This is a genomic window from Ochrobactrum sp. Q0168, from assembly GCF_016427605.1.
Classification (GTDB): domain Bacteria; phylum Pseudomonadota; class Alphaproteobacteria; order Rhizobiales; family Rhizobiaceae; genus Brucella.
Window position 1 is genome coordinate 85,631 of record NZ_JAELXQ010000012.1, and the last position, 17,897, is coordinate 103,527.

The window sequence follows — 17,897 nt, forward strand, 5'->3', positions numbered from 1 at the left end:
CCATGACTAAAATGACCATGATCGAGGCGATCCAGAACGCCCACGATATTGCCATGGAACGCGACAAGAATGTGGTCGTGTTCGGTGAGGATGTCGGTTATTTTGGCGGCGTGTTTCGCTGCACCGCCGGTTTGCAGAAGAAATACGGCAAGGAGCGCTGCTTCGATGCGCCGATCAGCGAGCTTGGCATTGTCGGCACGGCAATAGGCATGGCCGCTTACGGCTTGCGCCCCTGCATTGAGGTGCAGTTCGCGGATTATGTTTATCCGGCCTATGACCAGATTGTTTCCGAAGCCGCTCGTCTACGCTATCGCTCGGCAGGTGAGTTCACGTGTCCCATCGTGATCCGCATGCCATCCGGTGGCGGCATTTATGGCGGGCAGACGCACAGTCAAAGCCCGGAAGCACTTTTCACCCATGTGTCCGGCTTGAAGACGGTGATGCCGTCCACACCAGCGGACGCCAAGGGCTTGCTGCTTGCAGCGATTCAAGATCCCGATCCGGTGATCGTGTTCGAGCCGAAACGGCTTTATAACGGCCCCTTCGACGGCCATCACGACAAGCCGGTGACGTCCTGGAAGAAGCACGATCTGGGCGAAGTACCGGAGGGCTATTACACCGTTCCGCTCGGCAAGGCCGCCCTTCGGCGTGAAGGCAGCGCGGTGACGGTTCTGGCCTATGGCACCATGGTGCATGTGGCGCTGGCCGCCGCGGAAGAAACCGGCGTCGATGCCGAGATCATCGATCTGCGCACGCTTTTGCCGCTCGATACTGAGACGATCATGGCTTCGGTGCGCAAGACCGGTCGTTGCGTCATCGTGCATGAAGCAACCTTAACCTGCGGCTATGGTGCGGAACTGGCCGCACTCGTGCAGCGCGATTGCTTCTATCACCTTGAAGCGCCTGTCATTCGCGTGACGGGTTGGGATACGCCTTATCCGCATGCGCAGGAGTGGGCCTATTTCCCCGGTCCTGATCGTGTCGGTCGCGCACTTGTGTCGATCATGGAAGCGTGAGGGGAGAGACCATGACTCATTTTACAATCAAACTCCCCGATGTCGGTGAAGGCGTTGCCGAGGCCGAACTTGTCGAATGGCATGTGAAGGTTGGCGATATCATTCGCGAGGATGATCTTCTGGCAGCGGTCATGACCGACAAGGCGACAGTGGAAATCCCGTCATCGCGCGCAGGCAAGGTTATCGCGATCAATGGCGAAGTGGGTGAAAAGATCGCGGTCGGTTCCGAACTGGTGCGACTTGAAGTCGAAGGTGCTTCCGGCGCAATCGAAGAAACTAAAGCGGAAGAGCCTGCGCATAGTCCGATAGCGGTCGAAGCGCCCAAACCGCAGACGCCAGAAGTGCCTGTCTTGTTGCAGACGCCGGTTCCACCCAAATCAGAAGCGCCTAAGCGTGAAAGCTCAGGTCGTGCTTTTGCGGGTGCTGGCCCGGTCCGGGCGGAAGGTGAAAAGCCGCTAGCCACCCCATCGGTTCGACTGCGGGCGCGCGATGCAGGCGTTGATCTGCGGCGTGTTCGCGGAACGGGGCCCGCGGGCCGCATCACCCATGAAGATCTGGATGCATTCTTCCAGACCGAAAGCGGAGCTGCAACGGCACTGTCCGGCTATGCTGCCGATACAACCGTCAACGAGATCAAGGTCATCGGGCTTCGGCGCAAGATCGCGGAGCGTATGGCGGAAGCAAAGCGCCATATTCCGCATATCACCATTGTCGAGGAAGTAGACGTCACGCAGCTGGAAGAGCTGCGCAGCGGTCTCAACCATGAGAAAAAGGAAGGGCGTCCGCGCCTGACGCTGCTGCCATTCGTCATCCGCGCTATCGTCAAGGCGGTGAAAGAGCAGCCGGGTCTGAACGCCCATTTCGACGATGAAGCCGATATCATCCGTCAGTTCGGCGGTGTGCATGTGGGCATCGCCACACAGACGCCAAATGGCTTGATCGTTCCCGTGGTGCGCCACGCCGAAAGCATGACGGTCTTTGCAGCGGCTTCCGAACTGTCGCGTGTGACCGACGCCGCCCGCAACGGTACCGCAAAGCGCGAGGAACTTACCGGCTCCACCATCACCATCACGTCGCTTGGACCGCTTGGCGCGATAGCCACGACACCGATCATCAATCGGCCGGAAGTCGCGATTGTCGGCATCAACAAGATTGCCGTGCGTCCGATGTGGGACGGAACCCAGTTCGTGCCGCGCAAGATGATGAACCTTTCATGCAGCTTCGATCATCGCGTGATCGACGGTTGGGATGCGGCTGTCTTTGTGCAGAAGCTGAAAAGCCTTATCGAAACGCCTGCGATGATCTTTGTGGAAGGCTGAACTTATGAGTGAGATTAACTGCAAACTTCTGATCATCGGCGGCGGTCCCGGCGGCTATGTCTGCGGCATCCGGGCAGGGCAGCTTGGCATCGACACCGTGCTTGTCGAGCGAAAGCGCCTCGGCGGCACCTGCCTCAATGTGGGCTGCATTCCATCCAAGGCGCTGATCCATGCTGCGGATGAATTCCACCGCCTGACCGCCTTTGCCAGCAAAGGCACACTCGGTATCACCGCGCAAAATCCGGCTATCGACTTTGTCAAAACGCTTGAATGGAAAGACGGTATCGTCAACCGGCTGAATAGTGGCGTCGCCAACCTGCTGAAACGGTCGCGTGTGCGCATGTTTCAGGGGCAGGCGCGCTTTATGGACGGCAAGACCGTGCTGGTCGACACCGATACGGGCCGCCAGACCATTCATGCGGAAAATATCGTGATCGCCACCGGTTCCGTGCCGGTTGAAATCGAGGCGCTGCCCTTTGGCGGCAATATCATCTCCTCCACGGAAGCATTGTCGCTGGGCTCGATACCGGAAAGACTGGCCGTCGTGGGCGGGGGGTATATCGGGCTCGAAATCGGCATGGCTTACGCCAAGCTCGGTTCCAAAGTCACTGTCGTCGAGGCGACCGACCGCATCCTGCCGCAATATGATGCGGAGCTGACGCGGCCCGTTATGGCGCGCCTGAAGGCGCTTGGCGTGGACGTGCTGACCAGCACATCGGCCAAGGGACTGACCGCCGACGGCAAGGCGCTGGAAGTGTTGGCGGCTGATGGTTCAGCGAAACGCATCGAAGCCGATAAGGTGCTGGTGACGGTCGGACGCAAACCGCAGACCGATGGCTGGGGCCTGAGCGAAATCCGGCTTGATATGGATGGGCGATTTATCCGCATCGATGATCGCTGCCGTACGTCGATGCGTGGAATCTACGCGATTGGAGATGTCACGGGAGAGCCAATGCTAGCGCATCGCGCCATGGCGCAAGGCGAAATGGTTGCCGAGATTATCGCAGGCGGCAAACAGGCTTGGGACAAGCGCTGCATTCCTGCTGTCTGCTTCACCGATCCGGAAATCGTGACAGTGGGGCTGCTGCCTGATGAGGCGCGCAAAGCAGGCCATAACACGCAGATCGGTATCTTTCCATTTCAGGCCAATGGCCGCGCCATGACGGTTGAACGGGAAGACGGCTTTATCCGCGTGGTGGCCCGGGCGGACAATCACGTCATTCTGGGCATTCAAGCAGTGGGCGTCGGTATTTCCGAACTGTCGTCAGCCTTTGCGCAGGCCGTTGAGATGGGAGCGCGCCTGGAAGATATTGCAGGAACAATCCATGCGCATCCGACATTGGGCGAGGGCTTTGCCGAGGCAAGCATGAAGGCACTCGGCCACGCGTTGCATGTCTAGAGCATTTTCAGCAAAAGTGCGAAGCGGTTTTGCGTACGGAAATGCGTAAAAATAAAGACTTAGAGCGGTTCTGACGATTCCGTCAAAACAGGAACCGCTCTAAGACTTCGATTTGCGCTCGTAACGCCAGACGAACACCGCGGCCCCGACGATCATGGCTGCGAGCGCAAACCAGGTGATTGCATAGGACAGGTGGCTGTTGCGGAAGGATACGACCGTCAGCCCGCCGACAGGTTGATTGCCGGGATTGGACTTTGCATCCGCATCGATGAAATAGGGTGCGACGGTGCCAAGGTTCTCCTTTGCTGCGAAAGCCGCAACGTCGCGAGAGTTCCAGCTGTTTTTTGCCTGATCATTGGGCCGTAGGAAAAAGCCGTCCGGCTCCGGCATGCGCAGAAGACCAGTCACAGTTGTTTCGCCTGCAACTTGCGTTTCCGGGCGTGCTGTCAGATCGCGCTTGTCGCTCGGCACGAAGCCGCGATTGATATAGGTCAGCGAACCATCTGCGGTGCGCAGTGGCGTGAGAACCCAATACCCAGCTCCACGCTCTGTCAGCGCATTGACCAGTACTTCCTTATCATTCAGATACGTGCCGGTGATGGTGACATGACGATATTCATCGTCCTTCTGATTGACATTGGCCCAGTCATCTTTACCCGGCGCTGCGACAGGCTCGGCATGAACACGGGCGTCTACACGGGCGATGAGGTCGAGCTTCCATTGCAGACGCTCGATCTGCCAGATGCCAAGTCCGACAAACAGCACAAAAAACAGGCTGGCCAATACCGCCATGAAACCGAGGAAGAAACCGGATTTCTTCTTCACGTCGTTTCCATCGGCTTCGGTCGTCATCGCACATTCCTGAATTTACTGAAACTGGAGCAATGCTCCCTCATAAACCAGCAATGCGGATTTAGATAGTTTGGAGTGGATAAAATAACAGCGCCAGCAAACCGAGAATGGCATGTGGCGCTGAGAACAAACCGACATATTCAATTCATGACGCAAAATCAGACAAGCTTATGAATCTTGTGCCGACGATGCGAGTAGCCGCCCTTCGAACGGCGTAAAACATTGCAAACTTGCGTCTTGTCTTCAGACGGCTTTGGCATTTGCTCATGAATGCGATGCAGTATTTGCTGCGTAACTGTACGATCCTTGTCGGTAGGCCCAATGATTATGCTCTTCATCAACCATTCTCCCTGTTTTTTGGGCACAGAGTAGCATCCGGGCTACCCCGGCCGGTCATCAAGAATGTACGAATATCCTAAGTATTAATCATAATTTACATATTGACAAGGGCATTCTTGCAACATCGTGCAAGCGCTTGAGATTGGATAAGAAAAGGCCGATTCGCTTTCGCAAACCGGCCTTTTAAAGTTATTATATCGATTAGATCAGTCCCGATTGCCGGTGAGAATCTCACGTTTGCCGACATGGTTCGCGGGTCCGACCAGACCTTCCTTTTCCATGCGCTCGACAAGCGAGGCTGCACGGTTGTAGCCGATGCCGAGACGGCGCTGGATGTAGGAAGTTGAGCACTTCTTGTCGCGCAACACCACCTTTACCGCCTGATCGTAGACATCGTCGCCGTCTTCGGAACCCATCGACGTCGCATCGAAGACAGCGGAATCTGCAGTTTCTTCTTCTGCGTCCTCGTCTTCTGTCACGGTTGCCAGATAATCCGGGCGGCCCTGTTCCTTCAGATGATTGACGACCTGTTCCACTTCCTCGTCCGAGACGAATGGTCCATGGACGCGGACGATACGACCGCCGCCGGCCATATGCAGCATATCGCCCTGGCCGAGAAGCTGTTCTGCGCCCATTTCGCCTAAAATGGTGCGGCTGTCGATCTTCGACGTCACCTGGAAGGAAATGCGGGTCGGGAAGTTGGCCTTGATGGTACCGGTGATGACATCGACGCTCGGACGCTGGGTCGCCATAATCAGGTGAATACCGGCTGCGCGCGCCATCTGCGCCAGACGCTGCACCGCGCCTTCGATATCCTTGCCCGCAACCATCATCAGGTCGGCCATCTCGTCGATGATGACCACGATATATGGCATTGGCGTCAGGTCGAGTTCTTCCTGAATATAGGTGGGTTCGCCTGTTTCCTTGTCGAAGCCAGCCTGTACGGTGCACATGACGGTTTCGCCCTTGCCCTTGGCGGAAGCCGCACGGGCATTGAAACCTTCGATGTTGCGCACGCCAAGGCGAGCCATCTTGCGATAGCGCTCTTCCATCTCGCGGACGGCCCATTTCAGGGCGACGACGGCCTTTTTCGGGTCGGTCACAACCGGGGTGAGCAGGTGCGGAATGCCGTCATAGATCGACAATTCCAGCATCTTCGGATCGACCATGATCAGACGGCATTCTTCCGGCTTGAACCGATAGAGCAGCGACAGGATCATGGTATTGATCGCAACCGACTTGCCCGAACCCGTGGTGCCAGCCACCAGCAGGTGAGGCATCTTGGCCAGTTCAGCGATGATCGGTTCGCCACCAATGCCCTTGCCGAGGCAAAGCGGCAGGCGATAATTCGATGCTTCGAAAGTGCGGGAGTCGATCATTTCGCGCAGATAGACTGTCTCGCGATTGGCGTTCGGCAGTTCAATGCCGATGACATTGCGGCCGGGAACGACGGCAACGCGAGCGGAGAGGGCGGACATGGAGCGAGCGATATCGTCGGCTAGACCGATGACGCGCGAGGACTTCACGCCCGGAGCAGGCTCGAATTCGTAGAGCGTTACGACCGGACCGGGGCGGACATGGATGATCTCGCCGCGCACGCCGAAATCTTCCAGCACGCTTTCCAGCAGGCCTGCGCTGCGTTCCAGCATTTCCTGCGTGATGACATTGCCATCGAGTGCAGGCGGCATCTGCAACAGATCACGCGGCGGGAATTCGTATTCGCCATGGATCACTGGCGCTTCAGCACGGGGAAGGGGCTGAGGCTGATAAAGAGCAATCGACGGCGCAGCCTTTGCCGGAGCTGGTGCTGCGACCGGGGCAGGCACTTCGATTTCTTCGACGCTGTGCTCTTCAGCTTCCGCGACGGCAAGCACGACATCGTCTTCGGTCGCTTCGCCGGAGACCTCGGCAACTTCCGCAATTTGCGGCGCAGCTTCGACCTTCTTCGGAGCAATTGCCTTTGCGACCAGAGCAATGGCTGGAGCTACGCTGACCGGTTCTGGCGCTGCAACAGGCTGAGGAGCCGGAACTTTTGCCACGGGCTGCGGCGCTATGGGCGTTTCTTCGGGCTGGCTGTTCCATTCACGAATGCGAAACTGCGCCAAAATGGATTCAACGGTCGGCGCTGGCTTTTTGGGGGCGACAGGCGCTGCGGCCATAACCGGCACGGCTGGTGTGAGGTTAGCGTCGACATCGCAACCTTCCCAGAAGGCGAAGTCGGAAATGAAGGCAAAAGCAGACGTGGTGATCTCGGCTGTGGGCGCGATGGTTGGCTGTACTACCGCTTGTTCCGGCAAAATCTGAACGGCAGGGGCTGCTATAGCAGCAGGCATAACCGGCAGAGCAGGCGGAACCGGTACGGCGGGCGGCTGCACCATGCCGAGCGAAACGCTCTGCTGCAATGCGGCTACGGCCATAGGCTGGGCTTCCGCGACTTTCTCCACAATGGCTTCCGGCGCTTCCGCGACGGGCTGAGCTTGCGAACGCGGCGCATTAACGTCTGGCAAATCTTCGCCTCGACGGCGCATCAGTTCCACTTCCGGCGTACGGGTGAAACGGACATTCTCGCCAAGGGAAAAATGGATTTTCCAGGCGCCATCATCGGTCGGATTACGCGCCTCAGTCTGGCCGCGCTGGGGCTTTGGGTCCGAGGCGTTCTCTGCACGATTTCCGTTGGAATGGGGGAAATTTTCTCTCAAATTACGCATGATACCTGAACCATAGATACTGTCGCCTGAATGAGCCCAAGTAATAAAAAATGAAGGTTAACAACCCCCTTCATAATTTCGCGGATGCCCAGAAAATTCTGACAGGGTGTGTCCGGTCAACCGTCAGCATTCACGGGGAAAAATCTCGATCAGAATCAATAATATTATTTAAAAGCATATGCTTGTGATTAAAAGGTAATCCGCTATGTGAAAAGTGGAGAAACCCGTTTAGGTTGTTGAAATAATTACACTCCCTTAAAGGGTGCCGCCCGCAGCGCGGCATTTGAGCAGGGATCAGTCACGGGCGAGCGCTACGACGGGATCGAGTCGGGAGGCATTGCGGGCAGGCATGAAACCAAAGCCAATGCCGATAAGGCTGGAGCAAAACAGCGCGACCACAATGGATGTCGGCGAATAGACGAGCTGAAACATTGTGCTGAACTGCGCAAATAGCAGGCCGAAGCCACCCGCGATGAGCACGCCGACAACGCCGCCGATCAGACAGACCAATATTGATTCGATAAGGAATTGCTGCAGGATATCGCTCGGCCGCGCGCCGACTGCCATGCGCACGCCGATCTCGTTGATTCTTTCCGAGACCGCGACCAGCATGATGTTCATCACGCCGATTCCCCCGACGAAAAGCGAAATGCCGGCAATGCTTGCGACGAGAAGAGCAAGCATTGCCGTCGTCGTCTGAATGGTCTTCTGCAATGTGTCCGTATTGAAGATGAAGAAATCCTTCTTGCCATGGCGTCTTTCCAGAAACGCCGTCACCATCTTTTCGGCGATCGCCGGGTCCATGGTGTCGCGAATGCGGACAGCTATCGATTGCAAGGCGCGTGAGCCGGTCATGCGCGTCTGAACAGTCGTGTAGGGCAGAAACAATTCCAGCTTGCTCGATCCCGACATGCCTTGCTCGTCGGCTTTGGTCACCCCGACGATCCGCACGGGAATCTGTTTCAGAAAAACTATTCTACCGACGACGGCTCTCTGTTCGTTGGGGAACAATTCCTTTTTGGTAGTTGTGTCGATCACGGCGTCCTGTGCGAGATTATCGAGGCTTCTTCTGTCGAAGAAACGCCCCTCGATCAGCTTGCTTTTACGTGTCGCAAAATACTGCTCACTGACACCATTGACCGTGATGCTGACTTCCCTATTGCCGACACGGACTGTTCCCATCGTGGAACTTTCGGGGGTCGCAGCAACCACATAGGGCAGCTTGGCCAGCTCTTTTGCATCGTCAACGCTCAGGGTGGTGACGAGCGCTGCCTTCAAATCGCCATAGCCGCTACCTGGGCCGATATACAGAGTGTTGGTGCCAAGACTGCTGATCTGTTCGAGGATACGCTGTTGCGAGCCTTGTCCAAGCGCTGTGACGCAGACTACAGAGGCCGTTCCGATGATGATCCCAAGCATGGTTAGAAATGTTCGCATGCGATGTGCGTTCATGGAACGCAAGGCCATCGCAAAAGCTTCTTTAAAGCGATCGCGCATACCACTGAAAAGATTAGAGTTTCGCGCGTCTGATGCAGTTACCGTAGATATGTCCTGTCCCTTGCGATAACCATCAGGATGGACTGCATCGGCTATAATTTCCCCGTCATGAATTTCGATGATGCGGTTTGCCCGCGCCGCGACGGCACGATCATGCGTGACAATGATGATGGTGTGGCCTTCACGGTTCAGTTCCTGAAGAATGTCGAGCACTTCTTCACCGCTTCGGCTGTCGAGCGCGCCAGTCGGTTCGTCCGCGAGTATGACATCGGCATCGTTGATCAGCGCGCGTGCTATCGATACACGCTGTTGTTGACCGCCGGAAAGCTGGTTGGGGCGGTGGTGCGTCCGACCGCTCATTCCAAGCCGTCGCAGGATTGCATGGGCGCGCTCGCGCCGTGCTTCGCGCGCCTGTCCCGCATAGATGGCGGGTATCTCGACATTGCCGACCGCGTCCAGCTCATTCAACAGATGATAACGCTGAAAGATAAACCCAAAATGCTCACGCCGCAGCTGCGCCAGTTCGTCCGGGTCAAGTTTCGCAGTCGAGCGTCCGGAAATTAGATACTGCCCTTCCGATGGACGGTCCAGACAGCCAAGAATATTCATCAGCGTGGACTTTCCGGAGCCGGACGCGCCGACAATCGTCACCATCTCGCCGCGTTGGATGGTGAGGTCGATACTGCGCAGCACCGTGGTGAAACCGTCGCCTGATGGATAATGACGCGATACAGACTTCAACGAAATCAACGGCATATCGCTCATATCAGGCACCGTTAGCCGTGCCAGCGGTTTCTTGATTGTCGGTGACGATCTTGTCGCCTTCCTGTAAGCCCGAGCGGACTTCGGTGTTGATCTTGTCGGTAATGCCGGTTTCCACGGTGCGCTCCTCCAGCGCTCCATAGGCATTCAGCACGCGGACGGTCGCTTTGCCCGGGCCATTCGAGGCAGAATCTCCCAGCGGTTTCAATGCCGATACCGGCGCCAGCAATACATTTTTGACCTTCGCCAGAACAATATGGATCTCGGCAGTCATATAGGTGCGGAGCAGACCGTCGGTGTTGGGAATGCTAAACTTGCCTTTATAATAGACGGCGGAGGCCGTCACGCCGCTTGCAGCGGAAAGGCCGTTGCTGAGGCCGAAGCTCTTATCGCTCACGACGGAATCCGGTGCAGGCTCGATGGCTTCGAGGTGTGCGTCGTAACGCTTTGAATTTCTTCCAGAAATTGTAAAGTAAATCGGCAGACCACTATGCACCTGCGTAATATCAGCTTCCGAGATATCGGCCTCCACCGTCATCGTATCGACCTGGCCGAGGATTGCGATGGTCGGCACGGTTTGTTGTGCGTTGACATTTTGACCTTCCTGCGCCACCGTTGAAAGAATAGTGCCATCAATGGGAGCTGTAATGCGGGTATAGGCCAGATTGGCTTCTGCTATGCGCACCCCCACTTTGGACGCTGCGATGGTCGCTTCTATATTAGCCAACACAGCCTGCTGTCGCTTCACCCCAGCAACGGCCTTGTCATATTCGGATCTCGCAACTGCATTTTTCCCGATCATGGCCTGATTGCGGGCAAGGTCCAGCCTCGCCAGTTCCAGATCGGCGAGGTTTTGTTCGCGAGTGGCTTCGTTCTGACGCAGTGTCGCCTGCGCCTTGTCGAGTTCGTTCTGCTGATTGGTTGCGTCGATAAGCGCGATCACGTCGCCCTCTTTGATCTGCTGACCGGGGCATACCTTGAGCGAAATTATTCGGCCTGTAACCTGAGCGCCGACTGCAACCAGATTTTTAGGCCGCAACGTGCCCGTTGCAACGACGGAACTTTCAATGTCGCCGCGCTCCACTGTTGTCATTGCAGGCAGCGGATCATGGGCAGACCAATGCTCGAACGACAGCCCGGCAGTCGGCATCAAGACAAGAAGAAGTGCGCCCCAACGTTTGCGAAAACGTCGCTTCGATGCAGATTTCGAGGAATTCATTGCGGCCTCGTAAATTGATCTGGCGCAGTTGCCATGAGAGGTTTCACCAGATGGGGGCCGGTATAGCCATCTACGACTTCGGGTCTGGCGACGTCGATCCTGCCGTTCCAGCCTCCGCCGAGCGCCTTTTGCAAAGCGACATAGTTGTCGATAATGTTCACTCGCGCTTGCGCCAGCGCATTTTCCTGATCGAGCAGGCTGCGTTGTGCATTGAGGACGTCGAGGAAATTTTTGGATCCGGCCTTGAACTGATCGAGCGTCAACGCATTGATCTTCGCGCTATTGCTGACGATTTTCTGGAGCTGGGCGATGCGCAGTCGGTTTTGATTGAACGCGACGCTTGCATTTTCAACATCGCTCAAGCCGACGAGAATTTTGCTGCGATAGTCGATAAATGCCTGATCTCGCTGGGCTCGTTTTATATCAGTATCAGCCAGCAGCTTGCCTCCCTGGAAAACAGGAAGTGAAAGACTTGGGCCGAATGACCAGCCTATTGTCGACAATCGGCCAAGATCGCCGAAATTCGCGCCACCAGTGTTGATGTCACCGCCAAGCGAAAACTTTGGATAGAGTGCCGCTTGACTCTGTCCAATCCTGGCTGTCGCGGCGGCATAATCCCGCTCCGCTGCGCGGATGTCGGGACGGCTGAGCAGGAGATTTGCCGGTAATCCTGCTGCTATTCTGCGAGGTACGGAAGGCAAGGGGCGGGGCTTATCCAGTATTGTGGTCAGAGCCAGCGATGAACGCCCTGTGAGGGTGGATAGTTTATTCAGATAAGTTGCATAGTTGATGCGCAGAGCAGGAATTTCAGCCTCTGTGGTATCCGCTTGCGTTTGTGCGCTAAGCAGATCGACCTGCGATATGTTGCCGGCATCCAGCTGCGTGCGCGTCAGCGCAACGGTTCGGCGTTGGGACGCGGCATTGCGCTCGGCGATTGCGATCTGTGCCTGCACGCCACGCAGTTGGACGTAATTGGTTGCAATATCGCCGATCAGACTGACAAGCGCTGCTCGCAAGCGTTCATTGGCCGATTCTTTTGCGTAATACGCCGCCTCGATACCGCGCCGGTTCGCGCCGAACAGGTCGATATCCCATGCGGGATTTAATCGAAAACTCGACGCGCTCGCGGCATCGTTGCTATGGCCACCAGCACGCATGAAACTGCCAGTTCCGTCAATGCCTGGATAACGCACACTACCAGCTAGTGCATAACCGGCGCGCGCTTCGCGCACTTTCGCTTTTGCCGTCGCAACGTCGGGACTGCTCTCAATGCCGTCAGTAATGAGTTGATCCAGAATTGGATCACCAAGGTTTTTCCACCAGTCTGCGAGATTCGGAGCCGCTGTACTGGCCTTACTGTTCCACGCAGGAGGGGTATTGATAACAGGTGAGCGATAATCCGGTCCAACTGCTACACATCCGGCGCCAAAAGGAAAAAACAACAAAACCGCACATAGTCGAATTTTTGTAATTTTGATATTTCCTCAAAAAAATAAGCAATAAAATATTCAATTTTTTTAGTATGAATTTGTATAAGTGTATATGGGCACCAAAACTTTTAAGTTGTTAGCTAAAAAATCAGCTATACTGGCGATGGTACTCGGAATGATCTTAATAAAAATTCCCGCTACATTTACGATGCCGGGAATAAGATGGGAAAAATAGGATCCAAATCAATTCTCACAATTAGAGTTAAATATTATTTTTAAACTAACAGATTAGGAATATGAAATATGAAACTCTTTGACAATTCCAACTATTTGCCCGTCATCCAGTCGGTCGAACTGTAATGATATGGCAGGGGCGGTCGGACTACGCGGCGTTTGCGGCAAGCCAATCGGCCAATGAGCGGCGGTTGGCGGCACGACCGCGCATGGCTTCGGCGGCGCACATCGAATTCAGTACTGCTTCCTGTGTTGCTTCCGTGGCCGCGCGAAACAGCGTATCGATGCGGTTTTCATTGAGCGCCGATATCTGGATAAAGTCGCGCGGCTCGTCGTGATCGAATGTCACTGCTGTTGAAAACCCGACGGCAATATCGCCGCTGCCATGGCCCCAGAATGCGCCGAGCCGCGCCAGACCCGCACCGCAGCGACGCGTGACGCGTTTTAGTTGTCGGTGCTCCATGGGCACATCGGTTGCGAGTACGAGAATGACCGAGCCTTTTTCCGGTTGCGCTTCGGCCTTGGGCGAGGGGCGGCGTCCATCGGGAAGCACGAGGTCGCCCGCGCGTCCGAAATTGGTCAGCGCCAGAATGCCGAGATGATAGGTTGAACCATCCAGCACGAACTGCCGGGACGACGTGCCGATGCCGCCTTTAAAACCAAAGCAGCTCATGCCGGTTCCAGCGCCCACATTACCCTGGGCAACATTTTCGCCAGCCGCGTTCAACGCAAGGCGTGCGTGATCTTCGGTCACGGCCAAGGCCTGAATATCGCTGAGCGGACCGTCATTGCATTCCAGTACCACCGGATTGACGGTCGCCGTTGTGCGGCCAATATCCGGATTGCCCGCAATCGCCTCGCGAATGAGGGCATTGGCACAGGTGCCGACGCCAAACGTGTTAGTCAGCAGAATCGGCGTTTCCAGCGTGCCGAGTTCCTCGATCTGAACCAGACCCGTGCTTTTGCCAAACCCGTTGATGACATCGCAGGCAGCCAGAACCTTGCGCCGATAGAGATTGCCATCGTGGGGCATAATGGCCGTTACGCCAGTATTGATGTCGCCATCGCGCAAAGTGTGGTGTCCGACCCGCACGCCCGGCACATCGGTAATGGCATTCTTGCTGCCTGTCGGCATGATGCCACAGATAATGCCGAAGTCGCGCGCGGTTGCAGTCATTTCAGAGTTCCGTTTTTAATAAAGGCTCAGGGTCACAGACGCCCGGCTTCGATAATACGCTTGAGAAAGGCCTGCGTGCGCTCGCCTTGCGGATTGCCGAAGATTTGCGAAGGCGGACCCTCCTCATAGACCTTGCCGTTTTGCAGGAAACAGACCTTGTCTGCAACCTCCCGCGCGAAGCCCATTTCATGGGTGGCCAACACCATGGTCATGCCTTTTGTCGCCAGATCGCGCACTATATCAAGCACTTCCGACACCAGTTCCGGATCGAGCGCCGAGGTAATTTCATCCAACAGCAGCAGTGTCGGGTCCATCATCAGCGCTCGCACGATGGCGACGCGCTGCTGCTGGCCGCCGGAAAGCCGGTCAGGATATTCCTTCGCCTTGTGGTCGAGCCCGATACGCGCCAGCAATGCGAGGCCTTTTTCCTGCGCCTGTTTGACCGGCATGCCCAGCACTTTTGTCGGGCCGAGCGTGACGTTTTCCATCACGGTCATATGCGGAAACAGGTTGTAACCCTGAAACACGATCCCGATTTCGCGGCGTAGGACATCAAGGTCAACGCCCGGTCCGGTCACGCGGTCGCCATGCAGGCGAATTTCGCCTTCATCGATGGTTTCGAGCCGGTTGATACAGCGCAGAAGCGTGGACTTGCCGCAGCCCGACGGGCCAATCAGGCAAACGACCTGATGTTCTTCAATGTCGAGGCTGATGCCGGACAGAACCTCCAGCGACCCATAGCGTTTGATTGCCTTGTCGATTTCAACGAGTGCCATATCCGTATTCCTCACATACTCGAACGCATTTTCCGACGATCCCGTTCGATCAGACGATCAACGAAACGGGCCTGCGGAATGGTGATCAGGATGAACAGGATGGCGACGGTCGTGACAGCCGACAGGTTGAAATAGTTGCTGGCGATGATCTTCGACTGGTTGAAGGCGTCAATGGTGCCGATGATCGCGACCAGCGCCGTATCTTTCTGCAAGCTGATGCAATTGTTCATCAGCGGCGGAATGATGCCGCGCACCGCCAGCGGAACGACGACATAGCGCATGGTGCGAACATAGGAGAGACCGAGCGAGCGCGCCGCTGCAATCTGGCTTGGATGGACGCTTTCGATGCCAGCACGATAAACTTCAGATGTATAGGCGCCATAAGTCAGGGTCAGCGCGATGATCGCATAAGCATTGGATGACAGATCTTTCAGGATCGGCAGGCCCGTCAAAGGCAGGCCGAAACCGATGAGATAGATCGTGATAATGGCAGGCAGGCCACGAAACAGATCGCTGTAGAAGGTGGCAAGCAGCCGGATCGGCTTGCCCGCCTTGCCCGGAAGCGTGCGGGCAATCGCAATCACCAGCGCCCAGATCAGGATCAAAATGGCGGCGACAAAGAAGATGATGATGTTGGTGCCGAAGGCTTTGAGCACCGTTCCCGCCGACTTGGCAATCAGATTGACGTCGAAGAAGGTACGGCTGACCGCAGCGTCATTGACGATCATGAACCATGCGCCCGCACAGAAGATCAGTACGGCAACGGCATAGGAAATAACCTGCCAGGACACGTCCGATGCGCGCGCACCCAGTTCACGGCCCTTGTAGATGTCGGCGCTTTTTCCGGCTTGGCTGGAAAGCTGCACAGCACGCCAGGCGAACCACAAAACGCAGAGCGGAGCCAAAAGCAGTGCCCATCCGATGGTGAGAACGGGTGTCGCAGGCCAGCCCTGCGAGATTGTATAGCTTGTCACGCTGTAGACGGTCTGCGCGGAGGCCAGGAGGGTGATGAACGAAAAGGCGAATGCGAACAGGGACCGACCGCTATGGGTTCGGACCTTGTTACGACTGCGCCATTGCCGCGCGCGCTCGGCGCTGGCTTCCGGTGCCGGATGGGACATAGATATTCTCGCTGAGGCAAGGTGGCCGCACGCTTGCATTTGCGGTGCGTGCCGCCACGGTGTCAAAATCGGAAGACCGGACTGCAGCAGCTATTGTAGCTGCAGCCCGAAAATCATCAGCTCATGGCTTCCAAACCGGAACGTCGGACGGCGATGTGCCCCACGACGGTAGCAGATAAGCTGTTTCCAGCTTCTTCAGCGTTCCGTCTTTTTCCATGTCGGCGATCAGCTGATCGATGACTTTTTTGTTTTCCGTGCCCTTCGGATAGATGCCTGCGGTCTGGCCGCCGGATTCATACTGCCCGACAACGGCAAGCTTGCCATTGGAGTTCTTCACCTGGCCGAGAATGATCGACAGATCGGTCATCACGGCATTGACCTTGCCAGCAGCAAGCGCGGTGAACATCGACGCGGTGTCATCAAAGACATCGAGATGCGCGACTTTCAGCGTTTCCTGCGCGAAAGGAACCAGCGTCGTACCGGCTTGCGTGCCGATCTTCACCGTCTTCATTTCGGCTTCCGTCACCGGCTTGTCGGCGCGGGCCGCAACACCATAAGCGGAAGACATGTATGGCGTGGAGAAATCCACCACCTTCTTGCGCGGTTCGGTGACAGAGATCAACGCCAACGCGATGTCGTAGTCTTTGTTCTGACCGGCAACGATGGAGTCGAACGAGGCATTGACCAGCTTCACCTTCTCAAGGCCGAGGCGATGCGCGATATTGACGGCCATGCAGAATTCATAGCCGTCCTTGATGGTTTCCGGCGTATCGCCATTGAACTGGCCGATGGCGGGCAGGTTGATGATGACCGTGAACTGACCCGGTACAGCGGGGGTGATTGTGGCCGATCCCTTGTCGCCGATCAGCGGGCAATCGCCATAGCCTTCGGTTGCAGCAGATGCACTGCCTGCGCCCACCACTGCGGCGACGCTTGCGAACAAAGCGCTATAGGCTGCTGTCTTTAAAAGGTTTTTTATTGTCATATTCCCCTCTTACTTTCTTTTGGGTTAGAGAACTGCTTCTGCGCCCGTGCGGGCGAGATCCATGTAGATTTCCTGCAGACGGCGTGTATGCGGACCCGGCTTGCCATCGCCGATTGTGTGGTCCTGAATGCCGATGATCGGCGTCACGAAGCTGGATGCACTCGTGAGAAAGGCCTCCTTGGCGGCCTTGGCTTCTTCCACTGTGAAAAGCCGCTCCTCGACCTTGAGGTTCTGTTCTTCGGCGATTTTCATCACGGCCCGGCGGGTACAGCCGGGCAGGATGGAATGGGAATTGGGACGCGCCACCAGCACGTTGTCGTGCGAGATGATGAAGGCGGTCGATGAGGCGCCTTCGGTGACAAAACCGTCTTCAACCAGCCAGACTTCGTGATAGCCTTTGCTCTTAGCCTGCTTCTTGGCCAGCACCTGCGCCAAAAGCATGACGGTCTTAATATCGCGGCGCGCCCAGCGCGTGTCCGGCGTGACATCCACGCGAACGCCATTCAGCACCGACGGTGCGTTGGCCAGATTTTTGGCCTGCGTGAACATCACCAGATTTGGCTTGATGTCGCTTGCATAGACGAAATCGCGGTCAGCCTCGCCACGCGTGACCTGCATATAGACAACGCCTTCGCGCAGGGTATTGCGACGGATGAGTTCGATCTGCGCTTTGCGTATCTCGTCGAGAGAGACGGGCAGGGCGATGTCGATTTCCTTGACCGAGCGCTCCAGCCGGGCGAGATGAAGTTCATTATCGACCAGACGTCCATCGATCACGGCGCTGACTTCGTAGATCCCGTCGCCAAACAGAAAGCCGCGGTCGAACACCGAAACCTTCGCTTCGCTTTCGTCGACGAAGGCTCCGTTCAAATAAATTACTCTGGCCAAAATACGTCCTCGGCATCTGAATTTCTTGATTGGGAGGACGGTAGGAAAAAAGAATTTCGCTGGCCAATGCTATGTTTTGCAATCACTATGCAGAAAATGCATAACGCGCAGGGGAGTAGGGGAATAAGGGAGTAAGGGAATAGGTGAAAAGCGGATAGCTTCGCATATTCACGAC

At 56.2% G+C, this 17,897-nt stretch carries 14 protein-coding genes; 3 read left to right on the forward strand and 11 right to left on the reverse strand.

The features are described from left to right. Positions 1-2 precede the first annotated feature (2 nt). The 3 genes from JAU75_RS17990 to lpdA are packed head-to-tail and all read left to right on the forward strand — an operon-like array spanning position 3 to position 3,734. Positions 3-1,016 (forward strand): alpha-ketoacid dehydrogenase subunit beta, encoded by a 1,014-nt coding sequence (locus tag JAU75_RS17990; protein ID WP_199057844.1) that lies wholly within the window; start codon positions 3-5, stop codon positions 1,014-1,016. 11 nt (positions 1,017-1,027) lie between these two features. Continuing rightward, entirely contained in the window at positions 1,028-2,335 is a 1,308-nt protein-coding gene (locus tag JAU75_RS17995; protein ID WP_199057845.1) for a dihydrolipoamide acetyltransferase family protein, read from the forward strand. A 4-nt stretch (positions 2,336-2,339) separates the two neighbouring features. Next, entirely contained in the window at positions 2,340-3,734 is a 1,395-nt protein-coding gene (gene lpdA / locus JAU75_RS18000) for a dihydrolipoyl dehydrogenase (protein WP_199057846.1), read from the forward strand. 99 nt (positions 3,735-3,833) lie between these two features. Here lpdA and JAU75_RS18005 read toward each other — a convergent pair whose 3' ends face one another. From JAU75_RS18005 to JAU75_RS18055, 11 genes are all read right to left on the reverse strand, one after another. Beyond that, positions 3,834-4,586: an SURF1 family protein gene (locus JAU75_RS18005; RefSeq protein ID WP_247880535.1), complete on the reverse strand. Its 753-nt coding sequence runs from the start codon at positions 4,584-4,586 to the stop codon at positions 3,834-3,836. A gap of 158 nt (positions 4,587-4,744) precedes the next feature. Next, positions 4,745-4,924 (reverse strand): hypothetical protein, encoded by a 180-nt coding sequence (locus tag JAU75_RS18010; protein ID WP_199057847.1) that lies wholly within the window; start codon positions 4,922-4,924, stop codon positions 4,745-4,747. A gap of 207 nt (positions 4,925-5,131) precedes the next feature. Next, positions 5,132-7,510, reverse strand: a complete 2,379-nt coding sequence (locus JAU75_RS18015; protein WP_371836202.1) for a DNA translocase FtsK — start codon at positions 7,508-7,510, stop codon at positions 5,132-5,134. A gap of 417 nt (positions 7,511-7,927) precedes the next feature. Continuing rightward, positions 7,928-9,895 (reverse strand): MacB family efflux pump subunit, encoded by a 1,968-nt coding sequence (locus JAU75_RS18020; protein WP_199057849.1) that lies wholly within the window; start codon positions 9,893-9,895, stop codon positions 7,928-7,930. 1 nt (position 9,896) lies between these two features. After that, positions 9,897-11,111, reverse strand: a complete 1,215-nt coding sequence (locus JAU75_RS18025) for an efflux RND transporter periplasmic adaptor subunit (protein WP_199057850.1) — start codon at positions 11,109-11,111, stop codon at positions 9,897-9,899. Beyond that, complete coding sequence (locus tag JAU75_RS18030; RefSeq protein ID WP_247880536.1) at positions 11,108-12,553, reverse strand: efflux transporter outer membrane subunit; 1,446 nt, start codon at positions 12,551-12,553, stop codon at positions 11,108-11,110. Before JAU75_RS18030 ends, JAU75_RS18025 begins: the two co-directional genes overlap by 4 nt. A gap of 370 nt (positions 12,554-12,923) precedes the next feature. Beyond that, the gene (locus JAU75_RS18035; RefSeq protein ID WP_199057851.1) at positions 12,924-13,952 is read right to left on the reverse strand and encodes a P1 family peptidase; all 1,029 of its coding nucleotides are present in this window, start codon (positions 13,950-13,952) and stop codon (positions 12,924-12,926) included. 32 nt (positions 13,953-13,984) lie between these two features. Then, positions 13,985-14,728: an amino acid ABC transporter ATP-binding protein gene (locus tag JAU75_RS18040; RefSeq protein ID WP_109367395.1), complete on the reverse strand. Its 744-nt coding sequence runs from the start codon at positions 14,726-14,728 to the stop codon at positions 13,985-13,987. Positions 14,729-14,739: 11 nt separating this feature from the next. Beyond that, on the reverse strand, positions 14,740-15,849 hold the full coding sequence (locus JAU75_RS18045) for an amino acid ABC transporter permease (protein ID WP_199057852.1): 1,110 nt from the start codon (positions 15,847-15,849) through the stop codon (positions 14,740-14,742). Between the two features lie 121 nt (positions 15,850-15,970). After that, positions 15,971-16,834: an ABC transporter substrate-binding protein gene (locus JAU75_RS18050; protein WP_199057853.1), complete on the reverse strand. Its 864-nt coding sequence runs from the start codon at positions 16,832-16,834 to the stop codon at positions 15,971-15,973. 24 nt (positions 16,835-16,858) lie between these two features. Then, positions 16,859-17,722, reverse strand: a complete 864-nt coding sequence (locus tag JAU75_RS18055) for a D-amino-acid transaminase (RefSeq protein ID WP_199057854.1) — start codon at positions 17,720-17,722, stop codon at positions 16,859-16,861. Positions 17,723-17,897 lie beyond the last annotated feature (175 nt).

What these genes read in the sequence shown, in the direction of transcription:
- JAU75_RS18020 (WP_199057849.1), bottom strand. Translation starts at nt 9,895, where the DNA reads ATGAGCGATATGCCGTTGATTTCGTTGAAGTCTGTATCGCGTCATTAT.
- JAU75_RS17995 (WP_199057845.1), top strand. Translation starts at nt 1,028, where the DNA reads ATGACTCATTTTACAATCAAACTCCCCGATGTCGGTGAAGGCGTTGCC.
- JAU75_RS18045 (WP_199057852.1), bottom strand. Translation starts at nt 15,849, where the DNA reads ATGTCCCATCCGGCACCGGAAGCCAGCGCCGAGCGCGCGCGGCAATGG.
- JAU75_RS18025 (WP_199057850.1), bottom strand. Translation starts at nt 11,111, where the DNA reads ATGAATTCCTCGAAATCTGCATCGAAGCGACGTTTTCGCAAACGTTGG.
- JAU75_RS18040 (WP_109367395.1), bottom strand. Translation starts at nt 14,728, where the DNA reads ATGGCACTCGTTGAAATCGACAAGGCAATCAAACGCTATGGGTCGCTG.
- JAU75_RS17990 (WP_199057844.1), top strand. Translation starts at nt 3, where the DNA reads ATGACTAAAATGACCATGATCGAGGCGATCCAGAACGCCCACGATATT.
- lpdA (WP_199057846.1), top strand. Translation starts at nt 2,340, where the DNA reads ATGAGTGAGATTAACTGCAAACTTCTGATCATCGGCGGCGGTCCCGGC.
- JAU75_RS18005 (WP_247880535.1), bottom strand. Translation starts at nt 4,586, where the DNA reads ATGACGACCGAAGCCGATGGAAACGACGTGAAGAAGAAATCCGGTTTC.
- JAU75_RS18035 (WP_199057851.1), bottom strand. Translation starts at nt 13,952, where the DNA reads ATGACTGCAACCGCGCGCGACTTCGGCATTATCTGTGGCATCATGCCG.
- JAU75_RS18050 (WP_199057853.1), bottom strand. Translation starts at nt 16,834, where the DNA reads ATGACAATAAAAAACCTTTTAAAGACAGCAGCCTATAGCGCTTTGTTC.
- JAU75_RS18010 (WP_199057847.1), bottom strand. Translation starts at nt 4,924, where the DNA reads ATGAAGAGCATAATCATTGGGCCTACCGACAAGGATCGTACAGTTACG.